This window comes from Steroidobacter sp. (assembly GCF_016790065.1).
GTDB lineage: Bacteria > Pseudomonadota > Gammaproteobacteria > Steroidobacterales > Steroidobacteraceae > Steroidobacter.
Window position 1 is genome coordinate 1 of the sequence record NZ_JAEUPY010000391.1, and the last position, 22,292, is coordinate 22,292.

At 61.6% G+C, this 22,292-nt stretch carries 17 protein-coding genes; 11 read left to right on the forward strand and 6 right to left on the reverse strand.

What is annotated here, in order from left to right:
* From JNL55_RS16160 to JNL55_RS16190, 7 genes are all read left to right on the forward strand, one after another.
* Positions 1 to 613: CHRD domain-containing protein (locus tag JNL55_RS16160; RefSeq protein WP_293855543.1), on the forward strand; the 613-nt coding region annotated here is incomplete at its 5' end.
* Between the two features lie 107 nt (positions 614 to 720).
* Positions 721 to 1,467 (forward strand): TorF family putative porin, encoded by a 747-nt coding sequence (locus JNL55_RS16165; protein WP_293855546.1) that lies wholly within the window; start codon positions 721 to 723, stop codon positions 1,465 to 1,467.
* The gene (locus JNL55_RS16170; protein WP_293855549.1) at positions 1,464 to 2,105 is read left to right on the forward strand and encodes an RNA polymerase sigma factor; all 642 of its coding nucleotides are present in this window, start codon (positions 1,464 to 1,466) and stop codon (positions 2,103 to 2,105) included. Before JNL55_RS16165 ends, JNL55_RS16170 begins: the two co-directional genes overlap by 4 nt.
* Before the next feature lie 15 nt (positions 2,106 to 2,120).
* Positions 2,121 to 2,732, forward strand: coding sequence for a hypothetical protein (locus JNL55_RS16175; RefSeq protein ID WP_293855552.1), 612 nt, complete (start codon positions 2,121 to 2,123; stop codon positions 2,730 to 2,732).
* The gene (locus tag JNL55_RS16180; protein WP_293855555.1) at positions 2,729 to 3,991 is read left to right on the forward strand and encodes a S8 family peptidase; all 1,263 of its coding nucleotides are present in this window, start codon (positions 2,729 to 2,731) and stop codon (positions 3,989 to 3,991) included. The genes JNL55_RS16175 and JNL55_RS16180 overlap by 4 nt, the downstream gene beginning before the upstream one ends.
* 129 nt (positions 3,992 to 4,120) lie before the next feature.
* Entirely contained in the window at positions 4,121 to 5,665 is a 1,545-nt protein-coding gene (locus tag JNL55_RS16185; RefSeq protein WP_293855558.1) for a hypothetical protein, read from the forward strand.
* A gap of 51 nt (positions 5,666 to 5,716) precedes the next feature.
* Positions 5,717 to 6,664 (forward strand): aspartyl protease family protein, encoded by a 948-nt coding sequence (locus tag JNL55_RS16190; protein ID WP_293855561.1) that lies wholly within the window; start codon positions 5,717 to 5,719, stop codon positions 6,662 to 6,664.
* A 20-nt stretch (positions 6,665 to 6,684) separates the two neighbouring features.
* Here the strand turns inward: JNL55_RS16190 and JNL55_RS16195 are convergent, their stop codons facing one another.
* Both JNL55_RS16195 and JNL55_RS16200 read right to left on the reverse strand, forming a co-directional pair.
* The gene (locus JNL55_RS16195; RefSeq protein ID WP_293855564.1) at positions 6,685 to 8,001 is read right to left on the reverse strand and encodes a carboxylesterase family protein; all 1,317 of its coding nucleotides are present in this window, start codon (positions 7,999 to 8,001) and stop codon (positions 6,685 to 6,687) included.
* Positions 7,949 to 11,494, reverse strand: a complete 3,546-nt coding sequence (locus JNL55_RS16200; RefSeq protein WP_293855567.1) for a Calx-beta domain-containing protein — start codon at positions 11,492 to 11,494, stop codon at positions 7,949 to 7,951. The genes JNL55_RS16195 and JNL55_RS16200 overlap by 53 nt, the downstream gene beginning before the upstream one ends.
* Positions 11,495 to 11,984: 490 nt before the next feature.
* Between JNL55_RS16200 and JNL55_RS16205 the strand changes: the two genes are divergently transcribed.
* Positions 11,985 to 13,475, forward strand: a complete 1,491-nt coding sequence (locus tag JNL55_RS16205) for an ATP-binding cassette domain-containing protein (RefSeq protein ID WP_293855570.1) — start codon at positions 11,985 to 11,987, stop codon at positions 13,473 to 13,475.
* Positions 13,476 to 13,681: 206 nt separating this feature from the next.
* Positions 13,682 to 14,890, forward strand: coding sequence for an HD-GYP domain-containing protein (locus JNL55_RS16210; protein ID WP_293855573.1), 1,209 nt, complete (start codon positions 13,682 to 13,684; stop codon positions 14,888 to 14,890).
* Positions 14,891 to 14,905: 15 nt separating this feature from the next.
* Here JNL55_RS16210 and JNL55_RS16215 read toward each other — a convergent pair whose 3' ends face one another.
* From JNL55_RS16215 to JNL55_RS16225, 3 genes are all read right to left on the reverse strand, one after another.
* Complete coding sequence (locus tag JNL55_RS16215; protein ID WP_293855576.1) at positions 14,906 to 15,706, reverse strand: AraC family transcriptional regulator; 801 nt, start codon at positions 15,704 to 15,706, stop codon at positions 14,906 to 14,908.
* Positions 15,707 to 15,780: 74 nt separating this feature from the next.
* Positions 15,781 to 16,935 (reverse strand): MFS transporter, encoded by a 1,155-nt coding sequence (locus JNL55_RS16220; protein WP_415923090.1) that lies wholly within the window; start codon positions 16,933 to 16,935, stop codon positions 15,781 to 15,783.
* 184 nt (positions 16,936 to 17,119) lie between these two features.
* A complete protein-coding gene (locus JNL55_RS16225) occupies positions 17,120 to 17,758 on the reverse strand; it encodes a TetR/AcrR family transcriptional regulator (RefSeq protein ID WP_293855582.1) in 639 nt (212 codons plus the stop codon).
* A gap of 122 nt (positions 17,759 to 17,880) precedes the next feature.
* Between JNL55_RS16225 and JNL55_RS16230 the strand changes: the two genes are divergently transcribed.
* A complete protein-coding gene (locus JNL55_RS16230; RefSeq protein ID WP_293855585.1) occupies positions 17,881 to 19,485 on the forward strand; it encodes a carboxyl transferase domain-containing protein in 1,605 nt (534 codons plus the stop codon).
* 10 nt (positions 19,486 to 19,495) lie between these two features.
* Positions 19,496 to 21,463, forward strand: a complete 1,968-nt coding sequence (locus JNL55_RS16235; protein ID WP_293855588.1) for an acetyl/propionyl/methylcrotonyl-CoA carboxylase subunit alpha — start codon at positions 19,496 to 19,498, stop codon at positions 21,461 to 21,463.
* A gap of 19 nt (positions 21,464 to 21,482) precedes the next feature.
* Here JNL55_RS16235 and JNL55_RS16240 read toward each other — a convergent pair.
* Positions 21,483 to 22,292: efflux transporter outer membrane subunit (locus JNL55_RS16240; RefSeq protein ID WP_293855591.1), on the reverse strand; the 810-nt coding region annotated here is incomplete at its 5' end.

A 22,292-nucleotide genomic window follows, 5' to 3' on the forward strand; every position in this document is an offset into this window, starting at 1 on the left:
GGTGCACGTCCAAACCAGCGGCGTCGACGATGCAACCGAAGCTCACGTCCACAACGCGCCCGCAGGCGAGAATGCTTCGGCACCTCTACTCACGCTGTTGAAGGACACAACGGTGGCTTCGCATTGGTCGGTGGAGCAGCAGCCCGTGACTCAGGCAGATCGAGACGCGCTGGCCAACGACCGACTGTATGTCGATGTCCACACACCGGCGGCGCCGGGCGGCGCGTTGCGGGGACAATTGTCGTTGGATGCAGAGCCGCCGGCACCGCCCCCGCCACCACCCGCGGCGGCAACATTGACTCAACTGCAATCCACCATCTTCACGCCGAGCTGTTCCGGCTGTCACACCGGCGGTGGTGCTTCACTACCTTCATCGATGAACTTGTCGAATGCAGCGGCCACATTCGCAGCGCTTGTAGGTGTCGCGAGTACAGAGCAACCAGCGGTGCAACGTGTGGACGCCGGCGATCCGGACGCCAGTTACCTGGTCCGTAAGTTGGAAGGTGCAGCTGGCATCACCGGCGCACGCATGCCATTGGGTGGTGCAGCCTTGGATCCGGTCTTGATCGCGAACGTTAGAGCGTGGATTACCGCGGGCGCCCTCAACAACTGAGCGCCATCGTTGCGCCACCGCTGCGGAAGTTCTCATCGGACCGTCGAAGCGCGTATGCTGCTCGAACCGAGCGAATCATCGGTCGAGCAGCGCGCTGACGGCCCGCAATGAATACTCGCCTTCTCTCTCTAATTTGCATCGCCTGCTTCATAGGCTCACCCATCGCCTATGGAGTCGATTTGCAGCGAGCCGACGTCACCTGGAACGGCTCGTTGGCCGTGACCAGTGACTACGTTCAGCAAGGCTTGTCACAAACGCGCGGTCAACCTGCGATCCAAGGCGGCTTACGAGCCCAACTCGATGAGCACTGGACCATCGGCGCTTGGGCCTCCGAGATCGATCGCTACTACGGACCCGGTGCCCGCACCGAAGTCGATGTGTATGCGGCCCGGGCCTTCCGTATCACTCCCGAGTGGATCGCATCGCTGACGGCCACTCACTACTTCTATCCGAATGACAGCGGCTACGTGCGGTATGACTACGATGAAGTCACCGCCTCGCTCGGTTATCGATCCGCTGTATTCGCCACCGTCGCGTGGTCGCCCAACTATGCCGACGCGAGTTACCGAGGTGTCGCGGCCGACCGGACTGCCGTGTCTTACGAGCTCAGCACTCAGCAACCCATCTTCGGCAGCTGGTCAGGCAATGTCGGCGTCGGCTATCGCGACCTGAGCGAGCTATTCGACGAGCAATATTGGTACGGCCACGCCGGCCTGATGCATTCGGCCAACCGCTTCACCGTGCATCTGACTTATACCTACGTCGACCGCAGCGCGCGGCAGCTGTTCGGCCACGAACGCGCCGCCATTGCCTGGTCGGGCACCGTAATCTGGAGATTCGGCGACATCGATTGAACCGGGACGACTCGCCCAGGGTACTCACCGGCGTGATGACGCGTACTCATAACGAAAAAGGTCCCAGGCTGGCGGCAGTGGCCAAGCCGGCGGGGCTGAGCAATAACGAAGCGGAGCTGGAGCTGATTCGCCGCGTCAGCCTGCGCGACCGCATCGCCTTACGCGAGCTGTACGTGCTCTACCACCGTCGGCTGTCGCGTTTCCTGATGCGACTGACCCAACGGCAGGACCTGGCTGAAGAAGTCATCAACGACACCTTGCTAGTGGTCTGGAATACCGCCGACAGGTTTCGCGGCGACTCGCGAGTGTCCACCTGGATCGTCGGCATCGCCTATCGCCGAGCGCTGAAAAGCATTCGCCGGCGCCGTTCCTTCGAATCCCTCGAGCTGGAAGCGAACGACACTCTGGTGGGCAGCGAAGGCATGCAAGCCTGCGAGTTGCAACAGTGGATCGAAGGCGCGCTGGATGAACTGCCCATCGAGCAACGGCTGTGCCTCGAACTGGCCTATGTGCTCGGCCACTCCTGCGAGGAAATCGCGGCCATCACCAGCTGCCCGGTCAACACCGTCAAAACTCGTTTGTTTCATGCTCGCCGCAAGCTGTGCGTGTTGTTACCTCGCATGGCCGGCATCCCTTAGAGGCCCCTGACTCTCATGCGCAGACAGCATTTCAATCATGAGCATTGCTGGGAGCTGATTCCCTGGGTCGTCAACGGCCGCGCCAGCGAAACCGAACAGCGCACCGTGTTGGCTCATGCCGAAGACTGCGCCGAATGTCGCGAAGAACTGCAGCGGCAGCGTCAGATGCAGCAGCACATGCGCGGCACCGATGAAGTCATTCCCGCTCCCAATGCTTCTTGGCAGAAGCTGCTCGCTCAGATCGATGAACAACCGACGCCGGCCACGAAACCCCACAAGATTCAGCGCCCATGGTTGATCGCCGCAATCTGGTTGCAGTTGGTGGCGATAGCCGCGCTGGCCGGAGCGTTGTTCAGCTCTTCGCTACGACCGCAACCCGAGTACACGACTCTGTCCACACCGCAGACTGCCGACCTGCGAGCGGCCGTGCGCGTAGTGTTCGCTCCGGACGCAGCGTTGGACGCGGTCAATCGGCTGTTGAGAAGTGTCGAATGTGACATCGTGGCCGGGCCGAGCGAAGCTGGCGTTTACACCTTGGCGACCGCCAACGGCAAGGACGTGAACCAGATCATCGCGACCTTGCGCAGTCAACCCGATGTGTTGTTCGCCGAGCCCACCTCTCAATGAAACGCCTGGTCACACTGCTCGGGATGGTCATACTCGCCGGCTGCATGCAGCTGGCCCGCGATACCGCCGACGAAACGTTGATTCGCACACATCCCGAGCAGTTCGTGGTCATCACCCTGCCTAACACCGACGCGATGCCCTCGTCGCGGGCTGGCTCGTCGCCTAGGGAATATGGCTCGACCATGCAATACGCCGTCGCACCCCACACTCGTGCCATGGCTCGCGAGCTGGCCGCGGACTACAAACTAAAATCGGTCCGCGAATGGCCCATCACTCAGCTGCGCATTCATTGCATCGTCTATCAAATGCACACTGGCGAATCGCAGCCTGATCTGCTGCGACGGCTGCGCGCCGATGCTCGAGTCGAATCGGCACAACCGCTCAACTCCTTCGGCACCTTGAGCAGTGTTTACAACGACCCGTATGCCGGCCTACAGCGCAGCCTCACCGCCATGGGCGTGCCGGAGGCGCACGCACTGTCACGAGGCAAAGGGGTCAGCATCGCTGTCATCGATACCGCGGTCGATGTGAGCCATGCCGATCTGGCAGGAAGTCACATCACCACCAGCAACTTCACCGGACAACGTGAACTCGACGCCGCGCACGGCACGGCCGTTACCGGAGTGATCGCAGCGACCGGCGGTAATCGACTCGGCATCGTCGGCATTGCGCCCGAAGCGCAAATTCATTCGCTGGCCGCTTGCTGGTCGGAGCGTGCCAATCCCACACGCGCGGTATGTGACAGCTTTTCGTTGGCCGTCGCACTGGCCAGCGCCATCGAACGCAAAGCCAACATCGTCAATCTTAGCTTGGGCGGGCCGAGCGATCCGTTACTCCGACGCCTGGTCGAACACGGTCTGGCGCGACACATGATTTTTGTCGCCGCGCTGCCCAGCGATGGCGTCGCCGCCGGTTTTCCTTCTGAAGTGCCGGGCGTCATGGTGGTCGATGCAGTCGGGCATGAACACAGCGCTCACGACGTGTTGCTCGCTCCGGGAACAGACGTGCTCACCTTGGTGCCCCCGAACGGTTATGACTTCGTTTCCGGCAGCTCCATGGCAGCGGCCAATGTTTCTGGCGGCATCGCCTTATTGCTGTCACATCGCGCCCATGTCGACGCCATCCGAGTGAATGAAATTCGGGACGTGCTCACCCAGACCGCCCCCGACGGGGTCAGCATCAACATATGTATCGCGCTCGCCGGCCGGCAAGCCGAGCAGCGCTGCGGCCGTTCCTCAGCCGCGCAAATCAGTCCCTGACAAAAGTAAGTCCCTGAATCCTGACCGCGTTGCCTGCGTGGTAAGCAAGCTCTTCCTCTTTGGGCCACGCAAGGACTACTCTAGGCCCAGCGCGGATCAACGTCTTGCCTAACAGCAGGTGGGGACACCATGGCGCTTCCTGGCCTTCTCGATGAGCTTCGCCGGCTTCTGGACGAGAAGAACTCGCAACGCGCGCTCGCCGCCGTTGCGTCGCTAGCGTTGCACCTCGGGATTTTCCTGTTCGCTGTAGTCTTTGGCGGGCGACAGGACGGGCTGGGCTCCAGTAATCAAGCGGCCATGCAAATGGTCATGATCGAAGCGCCCGAGGTGGATCGCGCCGACGGCGTCGATCTCAGGCCCATCGACCCCTCGGCGGTGGCCTTGCTGGCCGAACAACTGCCCGAAGATTTGGTGGCGCCTCCGCTGCCGGCCATCGAAACCGCCAGCGTCGAGCTCGCGGATGGCGAAGTCGCGCCGCCTTTCGTGCCGCCCGAACCGGTGGTGGCGGTCGCGGCCGTCAATCCAGAACCCGCCGAGCCGGTGGTGGCGTCGGCCGAAGAGCTGGCCGCGCTACCCCAACGCCTGGCTCGCCTGGCGGAAGCCCTCCACAAGGCCCCGCAAACCCCGCTGGAGTGGCAAGAAAACGGCAAGAAATATCGCGCCAAGCTGGTGTACGAACGCGCCCGGGATGGCACGGCACTGGAACGAGTCATCGCCGAAGTCAGCGCGTCGGATCATGGCAAGGTCATGTCCACGCGGGTCATGCTGAAACGCCTGGCCTTCTCCCAATTCACTCAAGTGGTCGACCGCTGGGATCCCATGGTCCAGCTGCATGACGACGTGATCGTCGGCCGCTTCCATAGCAACTCGCAATTCATCGTGTTGCACGACTCGCGGGTCGGCCCGAAATTTCTGGGCAAAGTGACCACGGCCGCGCGCAGTTTCGAGATGGCGTCCGGCGGGCGGCGGCGGCAGGCGGAGATTTTCCCCGGCGGCGTGGAAACCCGCACCAACCGCATCGAGCTTCCCGAAGCCTTGAAACCCTTCGACTGGTCCTCGGAAGGCGAAGAAGTCCGCGTCCACGAGCTGGGCGACGACACACGCATTCGTTTCTTCGCCGACGGTAGTTATATGTGGCGCACCCATGACTCGCCCGGCTCGGGCTATCTGAATGCGCCCACCGACCAGCCGATTTATTTCATCGGCGCGCCCGGCGTCACGCTGTACGTGCAAGGCACGGTGGCCGGCAACATTCTGATTTATTCGCCGCAGCGGATCGTCATCGAGGACGACCTGATCTACGCCCACGATCCGCGCAAGCAGGCCGATTCCCGCGACTACCTGGGCCTGGTCAGCGACCGCTTCATCGAAATCGCCTCGCCGTCGGTCACCGGACCGGGCGATCTACAAATTCATGCGGCCATTTTTGCTGGCCGCCGTTTCCTGGTGCGCGACATCGACTACACCCGCTCTGCCACCATGCGCGTTTACGGCAGTCTGTCCGCCGGCAGCCTGTCCGCCAGCGAGCCACGCTATGCCACCGAGATAGAATATGACCAGCGCTTCGAAGAGCGACGGCCGTCCGGTTTCCCCTTCACCAGCCGTTACGAGGCGGATGCCTGGGATGGGCACTGGACCGAAACGCCGGAACGAATGGCCGGCGAAACGTTCTAACAGGAGCAACACCGCCCGGGAACTGGCACCCGGTGACGATCGAGGGAATGTATGAGCCCGCGTCTGTTCGTGCTCGCACTGGCATCGCTGCTGCCGCTGACCGGCCATGGAAATGACGACGTCGCTGCCTCGGCGCCGGTTGCCATTCCCGCTCCCGTCGAAGAAGTCGTGGTCGACGCGCCCGAGCCGCGCTACGTCGCTCCCACCCTGCGAGATCGTATCGGTCGGGTCTGGGCACCGGTTTATATCAATGGCAAAGGCCCCTACCGGCTGGTGTTGGACACCGGCGCCAATCGCACGGCCGTCGTTCCCGCCTTGGCCAACCGTATCGGTAAGCCGCACGAAACCCAGACAGTGAAAGTGCTGGGCGCCACCGGCTCGTCCATCGTGCCCATCATCAAGGTCGATAGCATCGAAGTCGGCGACCTGTGGCTCGGCGATCGCACCGTCGCCATCGTGCCCGATGTATTCGGCGGCGCTGAAGGCGTGCTCGGCGCGGACGGGCTGGGCGACAAGCGCGTCCATATCGATTTCAAGAACGATCAGATTTCCATCTTGCGTTCTACGGGTCCGGTGCGCACCTCGCCCGGCTTCACGCGCGTGCCGGTGAAACTACGTTACGGTCATCTGCTGATGTTCGACGTAAAGCTGGCGGGCGTGCGCACCCGAGCCATGCTCGACACCGGCGCCGAGACCACCATCGGCAACAAGAGCCTGCGCGATGCGTTGGCGAGAAGGAAACGACAGGGCGTCACTAATTCCATCGTCGGTGTGACCCTGGACGTGCAATATGGCGAAACGCTGCCGGCGCCGAACGTCGACATCGGCGATGTTTCCATTCAAGGCATGCGAGTCACATTCGGCGACATGTATATCTTCGACGCCTGGAAGATGACCGACGCGCCGGCGCTGCTGATCGGCATGGACATCATCGGCCTGCTGGACACGCTGATCATCGATTACAAGCGCCGCGAAATACATATTCGCCCGCGGCGCTAACCTTTGGACTAACCATTGGACTAAGCCTTGGCGTAGCTCAGCAACTCCGGCGCTACCAGGCCCTGTTCCAGAGTGCCGGTTCGGGCAAATCGCGACCACAGCGCCCGCACCTTCTGTGCTTGCGAATGCACTTCGGGCCAGGTCACACCAGTCAGCAGATCCGAGCCGCGCCAGATTTCCTCGTCGCCGAATAGCAGCGGCAAATCAATGGCGTGAGTCGCACCTAGTTGATTGGTTTTGGATCCCCAGTTGAGCACGTAGGTGTAGGCGCGGCCGCCGGCGCTAGCATGACGTCGCGCGAAGCTCGCAGCCGCGACTGAATAGACCTTGCGTGTGATCGTGCGAACCACCATGCGACGAACCGCACCGCCTAGTAGTGGCAACGCTGCGAGCTTGCGAACCGGCTCGATGATGGGCACGAAGAATGAGCCTTCCTCGGCCGTCGATCCGATCAATACATCGAAGCGCGGCGCGCAGCGTGACCATGCGTCGTCGAGTTCATGTTCGGCCGGCAACGGATGATGACCGTATTGAGTGCCGAACGGCATGCTCGCCGGCCACCCGAAACCACGCGCCGCTGAAGCAACGGAGGCCTGCGCAGCAAGCGCATCTTCGGTCGGCATGTCATGCGCAACTCGCGCCGCCATTTTCATCATGGCTTCCGACATGCGATGCCGGCCGAGACTGATACCCAACGGCGCGCTCTGAATGATGGCGCGACGGAACAAGTCGTGCGCGCCTTCCGCAATCATCAAATGCGCAATGGCGTCACCGCCGGCGGACTGGCCGAACAACGTCACACAATTCGGATCGCCGCCAAACGCCGCGATGTTGGTTCTCACCCAGCGCAGCGCTGCAATGATATCCATCAAACCCAGATTCGCGGCGCGCTCGGTACCACCGAGAAAGCCCAGCAGGCCGAGTCGATAAGTCACCGAGGCCACGATCACGCCCTGCTCCTCGACCAAAGCTCTGGCATCGAAGATAGCCGCATCGCCAGCACCGAACACATACGATCCGCCATGAATCCACACCATCACCGGACGCGGCTCGCCCGGTGCGATGTCATCTGGCGCCGTTACCGACAAGCGCAAGCAATCCTCAGTGGTCGTCAGCCGGCGCATCGCCGCCTCGAGAATGGGCTGGCCGAAGGGATGTTGCGGCTGGGCACAGGCGGGCGCCCACTCGGTCGCGTTTATCTCCGCATGAGCCGGCTCAGGAGTCGGCGGTTGAAAGCGCACGGCGCGCGCATACCGAATTCCCGTCGCACGAATCGTTCGGCCATCACGCCAGCCGACGATGCGGCCGGCGGGTGTGTTGAAGGAAGGAGCGGTCATCATCCGCGGATTGTAGCTGCCGCATTCGCAGCCAGGCCAACGCCGCCCACAACAACAAGGCGAGCAGGCTTTCCTCGCCGCCACCACCACCGCCCCCACCGTTCCCGGCCGGCGGAGCGACGACTTGCACATCGTCGTCGGCGATGGTCACAGTCGCCGTCGATGTGTCGAGCACGGTGCCGGCCGAGGGATTTCGCAACGTAACCGTAAATGTCTCGTCAGCCTCGTCCGCGGTGTCCGGCGTCAATGTAATGGTGATGAGCTTGGTGGCAGTGTCGTTGGCCGCCCAGGTCAGCGTGCCAGTGGCAGCAACGAAGTCCGACGTGCCCGCCGTACCGCTGGCGGTTGCATAGTCCACGCTCGATGCGATGGCCGTGTTACCGGTTCGTCCAACCGACAACGTCACGCTCGTCGCACTTTCGGTGACGGTCTGGCTGGCCGCTATGTGTCCGACTCGGGCCGGTGCGCCTGGCGGGCCATCGTCGTCGTTTACAGTAAAGACGATGTCATCGAACGCAGTAGCGCTGTTCACGAAGCGCACCGTGAATGTCTCGACAGACTCGGCGACGGTGTCGCCGTTGAGATGAATTTCAACTTGACGCGGAGTGGTATCGCCGGGCAGCCACGACATCAAACCGTTGGCGCCGTAATGATCCTCAGGGCTGGTCGCGTCGCCGGTCGGCACGTAGTACTGGATAGTCATTGGAATACCAGTGTTGCCGATGCGCTCCACCGAGAACGTGGCGGAGCGCTGATCCTCACGCACCGTGAGCGCCTTCACCGGCAACCTTACGCCAGCATAGATGGGCGCAGGCTGACCCGGCGGCGTGGGATCGTCGTCGACGATGGTGTAGATCGCCACTGCCGTACCGATGGTTGCGCCACCGGTGGGGTTCGACAAGCTCAAGGTGAATGATTCGTCGATCTCGTCGATGCTGTCCGAAGTGATCGGGATGGAGACGATCCGCGGTGAAGTGTCGCCCGGTCCCCAGGTCAGCGGACCGCCAACGTTGACGACGTCATTGGCGCTGGCTGTACCCAGCAACAGACTGAGAGAAACAGTCACCGTCGTTTGCGGCACACCGGTCATGGTTACAGTCGCGTTCACCGTGCCAGCCGCTTCGCTGACGCTGGTTCCGGGGGCGAGACTGATCACCGGCGCGGCCGGCAGCACCTCGTCGTCTTCGATATAGACCTGCGCCTCGTTATACGGGACATACACGTTCGACGTATTGCTCAAGGTAACGATGAAAGACTCCAGCCCTTCCGCGACCGAGTCATTCAACAACGGAATCACGATGGTCTTCGGCGCATCGTCGCCCGCACCCCAGGACACCGTGCCGCTGGCAGCTGCATAGTCCTGCCCTTCCGTAGCTGTTGCACTCTGGAGCGCCCAATTGGCGCTGGCTGCGTTGGTCGAATCTCCCAACCGCTCCACGGTCAAGGACACCGACGCGGCCGTCTCGCTCACGATCTGTACCGTGCTGGAGAAATAGACATCCGAACCTGTCGGGGTGCCGTCGTCGTCCGCGATCCTGACGTACGCGGTCGCGCCGTTGCTGACAATCGCGCCAGCGGTCGAAGACGACAACGCGACTTCAAACGACTCGAACGATTCCGCCACGGCATCGTCGATCAGCGGAAACTCGATGGTTCGCTCGCCGCCTTGGTTGGCGCCCCAAGTCACCGTGCCCGTGGCACCGGTGAAGTCCACGCCAACCATTGACGGCGCGTTGGCGGTATAGGTGACTGTCAACGGATGAACGATGCTGCCGGTCCGGCGCACGATCAGTTTCGCACTACCCGCGCCTTCAGTGACGACCGTACCGGCCGTAACGAAGCGCACGTCGGTGTCGTTCTCATAACTTCGCGAGATGTTGAAAGCCAGCCGGGTATTGGCAAGCTCGACGCCGCCCGTGGCGCCGAACAGCTCTACGTAGAATGTTTCATCTTCTTCGTACACATCGTCGTCGATGATCTGAACGGTCACCGTCTTGGGCCCGGCCTCGCCGTCGTTGAAAGTGACGGTGCCAGTGTCGGCAACGAAGTCGTCACCGGCCGTTGCCGTGCCGCTGACAGTGCGATATTGCACCGACACCGCCCCGTTGGTGCCGCCGGTGCGAAGCACTGAAATGCGTGCGACCGGAAAGGTCTCGCTGACCGAATAGCTGAGATTGCTACTGGTCATGCCGACGACGCCGGCGCTAGTGCCGCTGCCGAGCAAACGAACCATGGAGCTCAGGTCGGCACCGTAGCCCGCCAACGCACGGTAACTGCCGTCGGGGTGGCGAAAGACGTCGCGTAACACCTCTGCCATCGGTGCCGTCGCATGAGCAAAGTTCAGTCGGCTGCGGCCGCGTAAACCGAAAGTCACATCCGGCGAGCCGTCGCTGTTGTAGCGTGCAGCCCAGGCTATATCCGACTGCTCAAAAGACTCGCCGGCCACCAACACCTTGCCGTCCGGATCGAGGCTGAGCGTGATCGGCCCGCCATTGACGATGATTCTTCCGGCGCTACCGAAGGTTGGGTCGAACTGACCGTCCGCGGTCACGCGTGCGACGTATCCTCGGCGGATGCCGTTTTGATCCTCACGGACACCTGCGATATAGGCCTTGCCGTCGGCAGCCGCAACCACATCGGCAATCTCACCCGGTCCACTGAGGAACGGCAGCTGCAACACTCCGCTATCGCCAAAGTTCGCATCGAGCACACCGCTCGCGGTGACACGCGCCATGAAAGGCTCGTTGTTGGGGATGTAGCCGACCGAGCCGCCGACGGTCAACGCACCGTCCGGATGGATCGCCATCGCATCCACACCGAACACGTCGGGCGTGTTGAATTGCACGGTGCCGTTGGTACCGAACGAAGTGTCGAACGCACCCGCTGCTGTCAACCGAGTGATCCGTCCTCGACCGCCGGTGCCTCCGGAGGTCGACGGCTGGCCGACGAGCACGATGCCGCCTTGCGCGGTCAAACCGATGTCGCCGCGATAGGTGTAATCGTCGAATGGATAAGAGAACTGGCCGCCGCTGGCGAAGCCGGTATCCAGCGAGCCGTCCGGATTCAGCCGCCGCAAGTAATACGTCGAGTGAAAGGCGTTGCCGCCGAACACCAGATCGTAACTCCAGGTCAGGATCTGGCCGTTGGGCTGCAGCTCCAGGCCGATGTATCCATCGTTATAGAAGCTGGCGGCCCAGGGCAGGACGAGCACACCGTCGCCGTCGAAGCTGGTGTCCAAGCCGCCATTGTCCAGAAAGCGCGCGAGCACTCGTTGCTCGGCTCCGCTCGAGCCGATGTTTCCTGCCACCAGTAGCCTGCCGTCGGCTTGCAAGCGCCAGGTCCGCACAGTGAAAGCGCCTTGCGGGATGGTCAATGTCAGACGGCCGTGGGTGCCGTACGAATAATCCCAATCTCCCGTCGCCGCCAAGGTTGCGGCCGCCAGCGTCACATACAAAAGTGCGCCGGCACAGGCGCGCAGAAATATTCCGGACACGTGACATCCTCCATGCGCAGGTGCCCCGCGCTCATCACCACTTCATATCCCGCTGCGTGTTGCTCGGTTTATCGGTTATGTAACAACACGCTCTCTGGCAGACGATTATATAGTTACGACCTCACGGCCGGTGTTTCTATTTTCAAGCCGACGGCACCCGCCGTTAGAAACATCAGCTGACACGGTTGTCAGATTGCAGACTCGAGCGCGCTAGTTAGCTGACACGGGTGTCAGGTGGAAATGCAAATTGAACAACAGCCGGCCGCACACGATGGGATCGCGGTTACTCATGCATAGCATGGTCATGTCATTGGTCGGATAGACCGCGAGCGCCAGGCTCATGCCGGGCTGACAGACCTTGGCTCATCGCGTAGACTTGGCCGCCTCTGGATGCAAATCCAGAGTTCTATGCGCCAATAAACAACCTTTCCAAATCCGCTTTTTCTAGCTGGTTTCGCCAGACGCGCATGCGTGCGCGCGGAGGTTGTTTATGTCTGCCATCATCGTGGCACGTGACATTGCGTATGAATTCGCCAATGGTCGGGAGCTATTCAAGCACCTGACCTTCTCGCTCGGTCCTGCTCGCTCGGCTTTGGTCGGACCGAACGGCATCGGTAAGACTTGCCTGGCCAGGCTCATTGCCGGCGAGCTAGCACCGACGGCCGGCAGCATTCAACGACACGCGCCGGTCCAAAGATTCGCCCAGCACCGCCATCCGGAAGCCATCAGCGTTGCTGAGTTTCTCGGTGCGGATGCGCTGTGGTCGCTGACACGAGAGCGCTTGCTGAAAAGCATCGATCGAGATGCGCTGTGCACGTCGCTGAGCGGCGGGCAATGGATGCGCGTGCGCCTGGCACAGGCGCTCAACGACGAGTTTCTGATTCTGGACGAACCCACCAACGATCTGGATCGCGACGGCCGGGACGCGGTCGTCGAATTCATTCGCGGCCATGAGCATGGCCTGCTGCTGATTTCTCACGACCGCGAATGTCTCGAGCTGTGTGAAGACATCTTGGAGTTGTCCAATCTCGGCTTGAGCCGCTTCGGTGGCGACTGGAGTGCTTACGTCGAAGCCAAGGATCAAGAGCGACAACGATTGAGTGCCGCGCTCGATGTGGCGAAGCGCGAGCGCGACGCTGCCGTCGCTCACCAAGCCGAGCTGCGCGCACGCCAGGAAAAGCGCAATCGTCGCGGCAGTCAGTTAGCAGCGAAAGGCGGCATTCCCAGGCTCATCGCCGGTGGCCGTAAACGCCAGGCGCAAGTGACGACCGGCAAACGTGACATCGCGCTGATTGAACGCTCCGACGCTGCAGTTCGTCGCGCCCACGAAGCGTTCAGCGAATTGAAGACCGACCCGGTGATGTATGCCGATCTGGTCGGCCAACCCTTGCCGGCGCAAAAACTCATCGCCGAAGCGCAAGGCTTCAACATTCGGTTCAACGATTGGCTCTTCGACCCGGACCTCGATTTCAACTGGCGCGGCAACGTTCGCGTAGCCCTGCAAGGACCGAACGGCTCAGGCAAATCGACGCTGCTCAAAGCACTCATGGGCGCATCGTTCGAAACTCGCGGCGAACTGCGACTCGGCAATCTCGTGACGTTGTATTTCGATCAGCGTTGCAGCGTTCTGGATCAGGATGCCAGCGTGCTCGACAACGTTCGCGCCGTTAGCTCCGACAGCGAAGGCGCCATTCGCAACGGCCTCGCTCGCTTCCTGTTCGCCAAAGACGCCGTGTTTCAAAAGGTCCGCGACCTGAGCGGCGGCGAACGCGTTCGCGCCGCCCTGGCTCGCGGCTTGCTCAGCACCGACAAACCCGAACTCATCTTATTAGATGAACCCACCAACAACCTGGACCTCAGCAATATCCAGTTCCTCGAAGGCGTTCTCCAAGAGTTCCGCGGCGCCCTGCTGGTGGTCTCTCACGACCGGCGCTTCCTGGAAAACTGCCGGATCGACCGGGAGCTGGCGCTATGCCGATAACTCTCAGCACTCAGGCATCCCCTGAACCGCCTGCAACGGCCCCCTACTGCGCCCCTTGCCCAAGATCCGCTTTGCGACGGAAATCTCATAATCCGATTGTGGGTAACCGTAATTTTTGTCCTACAGCTGCCGATGCAGAGCAACAGACGGACAACGCGCAGCGAGCGAAGGCCCGATAGCGGGGACGGCTCGCGATACAAACCGCCATGCTGAAAAAAATTGCCATTTCTGAAGTTCGAACCGGGATGTTCGTGGCTTCGGTCGAGGGACCGTGGCTGCAGCACAATTTGTGGAAAACCCGCTTTCTGGTGAAAGACGGGGAGATGCTGGCGCGCCTGCGAGGTTCGGGCGTGCAAGAAATCTGGATCGATCTGTCCAAAGGCATGGATGTGGCGCGAGCCAGCTCCGCTGCTCCGGCGCAGGTCGGGGCAGCAACGCCGACTACGGATTCCAAGCCAAAGGAACGTCGCTCGATGGCGGCTGAACTGCAAAACGCCACTGTGGTGTTGAAGCGCTCCAAGGCCGCAGTCACCTCGCTATTCAATGAAGTCCGCATGGGCAACGCAGTGAACACCAGCGACTGTGCGCCGCTGGTGAACGACATCGTCGATTCCGTCGATCACAACGCCAACGCGCTGGTCAGCTTGTGCCGACTGAAGACGGCGGACGAATACACATATATGCATTCGGTGTCAGTGTGCGCGCTGATGGTGTCGCTGGGCCGCCAGCTTGGGCTCGATGAAGCCACCTTGCGCGATGCCGGCATGGCCGGCTTGCTACACGACCTGGGCAAGGCAGTGATGCCTCAGGACATCATCAACAAGCCCGGCAAACTCACCGACGAAGAATTCGGCATCATCAAATCGCATCCGGTGCGTGGCCACGAAATGCTGCTCGAAAGCGGCGTGGACAACGAGCACGTGCTCGACGTCGCCCGTCATCATCACGAGCGCATGGACGGCAAGGGCTATCCCGACTGTCTGGTTGCCGACAAGATTTCCTTGATCGCCCGCATGAGCGCGGTGTGTGACGTGTACGACGCCATCACCTCGGACCGGCCTTATAAGAAAGGTTGGGATCCGGCGGAATCGGTGACGCGCATGGCCTCGTGGGAAGGCCACTTCGATCCGACGGTGTTACAGACCTTCATCAAGACCATCGGCATCTATCCGGTGGGCTCGCTGGTGCGCATGGCGTCGGGCAAGTTGGGCGTGGTGGTGGAACAGAACATCAGCAAACTGACCGCGCCGAAAGTGAAGCTGTTTTTCTCCACCAAGTCGGGCATGCCCTTCGAACCCAAGCTGATCGACTTGATGGACCCGCACCTGACCGACCGCATCGTGGCGCGCGAACCGCCCGAGAATTGGAGCTTCGGTTATCTCAACGACCTGTGGGCCAACCACGTCGCTTCATGAGCAGCCGGCAAGACGTCAGGCCGACTGTTGCGGACAGAACTGACTCGGCGGATGGCCGAGCACTCGCTTGAACATGGCGGTGAACGCGCTCGGGCTGTCGTAGCCCAAATCGCTCGCGACAGTGCCGATGGGCCGGCCTGCCGCCAACTGCGTCATCGCTGCCAACAGGCGAGCCTGCCGACGCCACGATCCAAAACTGATCCCGGTTTCTTTCTGAAACAACCGCTCGAGCGTGCGCGAGCTGGCGCCGACATTCGCGCCCCACTCCGCACTGGTCCGGGAATCGGATGGATCCTGCAGAATGCCCAGACAGATACGCCGCACGCGACTGTCTTCAGGCATGGGAATGTGCAGCGGTAAGGCGCCGATCTCACGAATCTCGCTGAGGATGAGCTCGAACAGATGCACCGACGGCGTCACTCGCGGCTCGGCCTCACTCAGCGCCACCATGCGCAAAATCATTTCGCGTAACAGCGGCGACACTTCGATCACACAACAATCGGCCGGCAGATCGGAACGCACCTCGGGCCGAAAGAACAGCGTGCGCATCCGAACCAGACTGTTGGCGCGGATTTCGTGTGGCACGTGCGCCGGCACCCAAATGGCTCGCATCGGCGGCACCACCCAAATGCCATTGGGCGTATCGACTCGCATGATGCCGGAGGACGCGTGGATGAGTTGCGCCCGGTCGTGGCTATGGCGCTCGATCAGGTAGCCGGCCGGATAGTCGCGGGAAAACGCGACGATGGCTTGCGGGCTCGCTTCGAGTTGACGGACCAGCTCGATGCCCGAGCCGGGGGAAGTACAGGTACTCACACCCCAGTTATAGCCGAGGCGCCGGCTGCGTAATCGCGCAAGCCGGCCCAAGACTATCGCAAAAGCGACAAAGCCTACGGGGCTGGAGCTCGCCGCCGGGAGTCAGGCAGCCAGATGGCCAGCAACCCGAGCACCGGCAGGAACGCGCTCAAACGGTAGACCAGTTCGATGCCATACGCGTCGGCGAGATGCCCGAAGGACGCCGCCGCCAGGCCGCCAACACCGAACGACAATCCGAACATCAACCCCGACACCATGCCCACGCGTGCGGGCAGCAGCTCCTGAGCGAACACCACGATGGCCGGAAACGCCGACGCGATGGTGAGGCCGATGAGCACGGTGAGCACTTCGGTCCAGCCGAGGGTGACGAACGGCAACATCAGCGTGAACGGAATCGCGCCCATCACTGAAAAGCGAATCACGTTCTTGCGCCCGAAACTGTCACCCCAATAGCCGCCGAGCAAGGTGCCGACCGCCAGCGAGCCGAGGAACAGAAACAAATGCACCTGCGCCTCGATCACGCTCATATGAAAGCGTTCGATCAAATAGAAGGTGTAGTAGTTGGACAAGCTCGCCACATAGGCGAACTTGGAAAAGATCAACACCAACAGAATCGTCATGCCCTTCACGACATCACTGCGCGGCACGGCGAGATCGGTCTTCTGCGGCCTACGCAGCCGTTGTAGACGCGGCAGGCCGTGATGCTTGTACCAAACGCCCACGTTCCAAAGGATGGCCGTGGACACCAGCGTCAGCAAAGCGAACGCAGTCAGACTCGACTGACCGTACTTCACCACCACCAACGCCGCGAACAGCGGCCCGATGGCTTGGCCGGCATTGCCACCCAATTGAAACAACGACTGCGCCAACGAATGACGCGGCCCTGCCGCCATGCGCGCCACTCGCGAAGCTTCGGGATGGAACACCGACGAGCCCATGCCGAGCATCATCGCGCCAATCAACAATGTGGTGAAACTCGAAGCGAGCGCGAACACCGCGAGCCCGGATGCCGTAAACAATGTACCGGCAGGCAGCGAGAACGGCGCCGGACGCTTGTCGGCCACATAACCCACCACCGGCTGCAGTAACGACGCCGTGGTTTGATAGGCCAGTGAAATCCAGCCCAGCTGCCCGAAGGTCAGCGAGTGACTGGCTTTGACGGTGGGATACGTGGCCAGCATCAGCGACTGCATCATGTCGTTCAACAGATGGCAGCAGCAGATCGCCATGATCACAGTAAACGCGGTGTCATCCCGCGCCTCGGCGGGATCGCGAACCTCGGCAGAAGAACTCAAACCGACGCTCCCTGCCGCTTCCAACAAGCTCGATGAATAGTCATGGCGTAAGTGTATTCAGTCCGGCCGGCCGCGTCCCGGCGGCAGCGGACAGGCGTTGTCTCAAAACCGACAAGGCTCAGTCTTTGGCTCGTCCGGCCTTCTTGGTGGTGACTTTGGCGCCCACTGCGCGCAAGCAAAAGGCAACGATACCTTCCACCATCTCCGTGCGCGCGTCGCGCTTGCCTCGCGGAGTGATGGGCCGGATCAACGCTTCGGTGAACGCGCCAACGATGCAAGCCGCACCGATATCCACCGACTGTTCCGGAAACTCGCCGCTTTCGATGCCTTGGATCAATAACGACTTGAACACCTCGCCGAAGCGAATGCGCCCGAGCAGACGCGCTTCGTCCACTTCCTGCTCGGCCGGCTCGGCAATGAAGGCATAGGCCAGATAGGGCCCTTCCAAAGCACGGTTGGCGAATGATTCCACGCAGGCCCGCAAACGCGACGTAGCGTTGCCCTCGCCTTTGGCGATGGCTTGCAGGATGACGATTTCGTGATCGATGGCGCCGGTCAGCACTTCGACGAATAGCGCCGCCTTGGAGGGAAAGTAACGATAGATGGCCCCGGCCGACAGTCCGGCGCTGGCCGCCACGGCAGCGATGGAGGCCTGGCCGAAGCCACCCTCGGCGACCAAGGCCCGCGCAGCCTTGAGGATACGCTGGCGATTGTCGGCCAGCCGCTCCTGCATCAGGAACGATCGCTTGTAGCTCATGGGCCGCATCGTAGCATGAAGTGAATCTTGGTTTTTTTTGTGAATCCGTATTCATTTCTTGCCCCCGGGCTCCTACAATGCCCCGGCCGCGAGATCCGTAAAGTCGATTGCCCAGGGGGCCCATGAACGTAATCTCCTCCAAGCTGCGGACCAGCAGCGACGAATACCGCGCCAACAGCGCCGCCCTGCGCGCGTTGGTGGACGAGCTGCGGGACAAAACGGCCACCGCCGCCCTGGGCGGGTCGGAAAGCGCACGTCAAAAGCACACCTCTCGCGGCAAGCTGCTGGTGCGCGACCGAATCGATCTGTTGCTCGATCCCGGCACCCCGTTTCTCGAATTCTCGGCGCTCGCCGCTCATGGCATGTATGGCGGTGAAGTCGCGAGCGCAGGTGCCGTCGCTGGCATCGGCCGCATCAACGGTCGTGAGTGCGTGATCGTCGGTAACGACGCCACCGTCAAAGGCGGCACGTACTATCCCATCACCATCAAGAAACATTTGCGCGCTCAAGAGATCGCGCGCGAGAACCGCCTGCCCTGCGTGTATCTGGTCGACTCGGGCGGCGCCTTCCTGCCCATGCAAGATGAAGTGTTCCCGGACAAGGAACATTTCGGCCGGATCTTTTATAACCAAGCGAACTTGTCGGCCATGGGGATTCCGCAAATCGCTTGCGTGATGGGCTCATGTACTGCCGGCGGCGCTTACGTGCCGGCGATGAGCGACGAAGCCGTGATCGTGCGCAACCAGGGAACCATCTTCCTCGGCGGCCCGCCGCTAGTGAAAGCTGCGACCGGTGAAGTCGTCAGCGCCGAAGATCTCGGCGGCGGCGACGTGCATACCCGCATCTCCGGCGTTGCCGACCACCTTGCTGAGGACGATCACCACGCGCTGGCCTTGGTTCGTAATATCGTCAACAACCTCGGCCCGCGCCAAACCGCCTTCCAGCCGCAGGCCGTGGAAGATCCGCTGTACGATCCCGACGAACTGTACGGCGTGATCCCTGCCGACACTCGCAAGCCGTTCGATGTGCGAGAAGTCATCGCGCGTATCGTCGACGGTTCGCGCTTCGATGAATTCAAAGCTCGCTTTGGCAACACGCTGGTGACCGGCTTCGCACACGTGTACGGCTACCAAGTCGGCATCGTCGCCAACAACGGCGTGCTGTTCTCCGAGTCGGCACAGAAAGCCGCACACTTCATCGAGCTGTGTTCGCAGCGTCGTATTCCGCTGGTGTTCCTGCAGAACATCACTGGCTTCATGGTCGGTCGCAAGTACGAGAACGAAGGCATCGCGCGTCACGGCGCCAAGATGGTGACCGCCGTAGCGACGGCACAAGTGCCGAAGTTCACTGTGCTGATCGGCGGCTCTTACGGCGCCGGCAACTACGGCATGTGCGGCCGTGCTTACTCGCCGCGCTTCTTGTGGACCTGGCCGAACTCCAAGATCTCAGTGATGGGTGGCGAACAAGCCGCCAACGTGCTCGCGACTGTGCGTCGTGACGCGCTTGAAGCTCAGGGCAAGCAATGGAGTGCCGCAGAGGAAGAGGCATTCAAGGCGCCAACCAAAGCGCAGTTCGAAACCCAAGGCAACCCCTACTACGCGACCGCGCGACTCTGGGACGACGGCATCATCGATCCCGCACAAACACGGCGCACCTTGGGCCTCGGCCTGGCTGCTGCTGCCAATGCTCCGGTCGGCGAACCACGCTTCGGCGTGTTCCGCATGTAAGCGAGGACCCATGTTCACCAAAATCCTGATCGCCAATCGCGGCGAGATTGCCTGCCGGGTCATCGCCACTTGTCGCAAGCTCGGCATTCGCACCGTGGCCGTGTATTCCGAAGCCGATGCCGGTGCGCGCCATGTGCGCCTGGCTGACGAAGCTTATTGCGTCGGCCCCGCGGCCTCACGTGAGAGTTATCTGCGCATCGAGCGCATCGTCGAAGTTTGCAAACAATCGGGCGCGCAAGCCGTGCATCCCGGTTATGGCTTTTTGTCCGAGAACGAAAACTTCGCCAAGGCGTGCGAGGAGAACGGCATCGTGTTCATCGGTCCGCCGGTGAAGAGCATTCGTGCCATGGGCTCCAAGTCCGCGGCCAAGGCGCTGATGCAGGAAGCGAAGGTACCGCTGGTGCCGGGTTATCACGGCAACGATCAAGATCCGGCGTTACTGCAGCGTGAGGCTGATCGCATCGGCTATCCGGTGTTGATCAAAGCGTCCGCGGGTGGTGGCGGCAAAGGCATGCGCGTCGTCAACGCGACCGATGAATTCACCGCCGCACTGGCCTCGTGCCAGCGCGAGGCTCGCACGTCCTTCGGCGATGATCGCGTGCTCATTGAAAAGTACTTGCAGCAGCCGCGACACATCGAAATCCAAGTATTCGCGGATAAGGCTGGTCACACCATCAGCCTGAACGAGCGCGATTGCTCGGCTCAGCGCCGGCATCAAAAGGTAGTTGAAGAGGCGCCCGCGCCCAGCGTCGATGCCAAGCAGCGCGCCGCCATGGGCCGCGCAGCCTGCGATGCCGCGCGTGCCGTCGGCTACGTCGGTGCCGGCACGGTCGAGTTCATCGCCGACTCGCAGGGCAATTTCTATTTCATGGAAATGAACACGCGCCTGCAGGTGGAGCATCCGGTCACTGAAATGATCACCGGGCTCGACTTGGTCGAGTGGCAGCTGCGCGTTGCCTCTGGCGAAGATTTGCCACTGACTCAAGAACAGGTGCCGTTGAATGGGCACTCCATCGAAGTGCGCATCTACGCTGAAGAACCCGAGAAAGGCTTTCTGCCTTCCGTTGGTCGCCTCGTCTACTTCAAAACGCCGCAGCCGTCAGCTCATGTGCGTCTCGATACGGGCGTGGAACAAGGCGACGAGATCACTCCGCACTACGATCCGATGATTGCCAAGCTCATCGTGTGGGATCGCACTCGCGAAGCTGCCATCGAACGTATGCTCGGCGCGTTGGCCGACACACACATCGTCGGCGTCGGTCAGAATGTGAATTTCCTGTCTCGCTTGGTCGGGCACCGGGCATTCCGCGAAGGCCGAGTCGATACGGGCCTCATCGAACGCGAACGCGCTGAACTCATTCCAGCAGCTACTAACTTGCCGGCTGAAGTATTCCAGGTCGCAGCGTTGGCGCAGCTTTCGTCAGAGCGCACAGCCGCGGATCAAGCTGCGTCTCCGTGGAGCATTGCCGACGGCTGGCGCATCAACGGCGCGCAGCGTCGAACGTTGCAGTTCTCCGTCGGCGAGCAGACTGAGAACGTAGCGCTTCGTTACACCCCGACGGGCTATCTCATCGGCGATGAGCCGGCACGAGTGCAACGCTTGTCCGATGCGTCGTTGCGAATCTCGCTCGGTCAGCGTCATCTCGAAACCACCGTCGTCCCACAGGGCGAACAGTTGCATGTGTTCCTGCGTGGTGCACATCACGCCATCACCTACGTCGATCCTCTGATCCACGCCGGCGAGTCCGAAGAAACTCACGGCGGCCTGACGGCACCGATGCCCGGCAAGATCATCGCCCTGCTGGCCGAGCCAGGCGCCGAAGTCGCCAAAGGCGCGCCGCTGTTGGTAATGGAAGCCATGAAAATGGAACTGACCGTGTTTGCTCCGAGCAAGGGCAAGCTGGTGAGCTACCTCTGCAGCGCCGGCGACCAAGTGAAGGAAGGCGTGCCGTTGGTGGACTTCCAAGCCATCGCTTAACTAGCCCCTGCGACGGCGATCAAGTCGCCGTCCAGCCGCCGCCGAGTGCTTTGAACAGTGTGATCGAGGCATTCACGCGCGCCAGCTTGGCCTGGACCAGCGAGTCCTCGGCGCTCAGCTGCGAGCTCTGGCTTTCCAGCACGGTCAGCAAGTCTTCCGAGCCAGCCTGATAACGCGTAGTCGCAAGACGGAGCGCCAACTGCGCCTGCTCCACCGTCTGAGTCAGCAGCGACGTGCGGCGATCGGCGGTGGACACAGCCATCACGCTGTCATTCACTTCTTTGACGCTGGTGAGCACGGTCTGCAGATACGTTTCGACCAGCTCACGACGGCTCGCGTCCGCCAACTGCACTTGGCCACGCAACTCGCCGCCATCGAACAACACCTGGCTCAGCGAAGCGGCCAGCGACGCGACCGAGGACGAACCGCCAGTCAACCAATTGGTCACGACGCCGGAAGCGCTCAACTCCATGCTCGGATACAAAGCGGCTCGCGCCACACCGACATCGGCATTGGCAGCGACCAGATCCGCTTCGGCAGCACGAATGTCAGGCCGACGCTGCAACAAGTCGCCAGGCTGGCCGGAAGCCAGCGCCGGCGGAGTCACGTCGACCAGCGATTCGGTACGAACAGTGAACGCCTGCGGCACTCGGCCCAACAGCAGCGCCAGTGCACTTTGAGTTTCCGTCAGGCTCTGCTGTAACTCAGGCACTTCCGCTTCGATGCTCAACAATGCCGTGCGCTGTTGAGCCACATCCAAACCGCTGGCCGCGCCTTTGTCGTAACGAACCTGGACCAACTGCATCAGCGAACGCGCAGCATCGAGATT

What these genes read in the sequence shown, in the direction of transcription:
- JNL55_RS16230 (WP_293855585.1), top strand. Translation starts at nt 17,881, where the DNA reads ATGAACGTAATCTCCTCCAAGCTGCGGACCAGCAGCGACGAATACCGC.
- JNL55_RS16195 (WP_293855564.1), bottom strand. Translation starts at nt 8,001, where the DNA reads ATGACCGCTCCTTCCTTCAACACACCCGCCGGCCGCATCGTCGGCTGG.
- JNL55_RS16210 (WP_293855573.1), top strand. Translation starts at nt 13,682, where the DNA reads ATGCTGAAAAAAATTGCCATTTCTGAAGTTCGAACCGGGATGTTCGTG.
- JNL55_RS16175 (WP_293855552.1), top strand. Translation starts at nt 2,121, where the DNA reads ATGCGCAGACAGCATTTCAATCATGAGCATTGCTGGGAGCTGATTCCC.
- JNL55_RS16190 (WP_293855561.1), top strand. Translation starts at nt 5,717, where the DNA reads ATGAGCCCGCGTCTGTTCGTGCTCGCACTGGCATCGCTGCTGCCGCTG.
- JNL55_RS16165 (WP_293855546.1), top strand. Translation starts at nt 721, where the DNA reads ATGAATACTCGCCTTCTCTCTCTAATTTGCATCGCCTGCTTCATAGGC.
- JNL55_RS16180 (WP_293855555.1), top strand. Translation starts at nt 2,729, where the DNA reads ATGAAACGCCTGGTCACACTGCTCGGGATGGTCATACTCGCCGGCTGC.
- JNL55_RS16225 (WP_293855582.1), bottom strand. Translation starts at nt 17,758, where the DNA reads ATGAGCTACAAGCGATCGTTCCTGATGCAGGAGCGGCTGGCCGACAAT.
- JNL55_RS16205 (WP_293855570.1), top strand. Translation starts at nt 11,985, where the DNA reads ATGTCTGCCATCATCGTGGCACGTGACATTGCGTATGAATTCGCCAAT.
- JNL55_RS16220 (WP_415923090.1), bottom strand. Translation starts at nt 16,935, where the DNA reads ATGGCGATCTGCTGCTGCCATCTGTTGAACGACATGATGCAGTCGCTG.
- JNL55_RS16235 (WP_293855588.1), top strand. Translation starts at nt 19,496, where the DNA reads ATGTTCACCAAAATCCTGATCGCCAATCGCGGCGAGATTGCCTGCCGG.
- JNL55_RS16185 (WP_293855558.1), top strand. Translation starts at nt 4,121, where the DNA reads ATGGCGCTTCCTGGCCTTCTCGATGAGCTTCGCCGGCTTCTGGACGAG.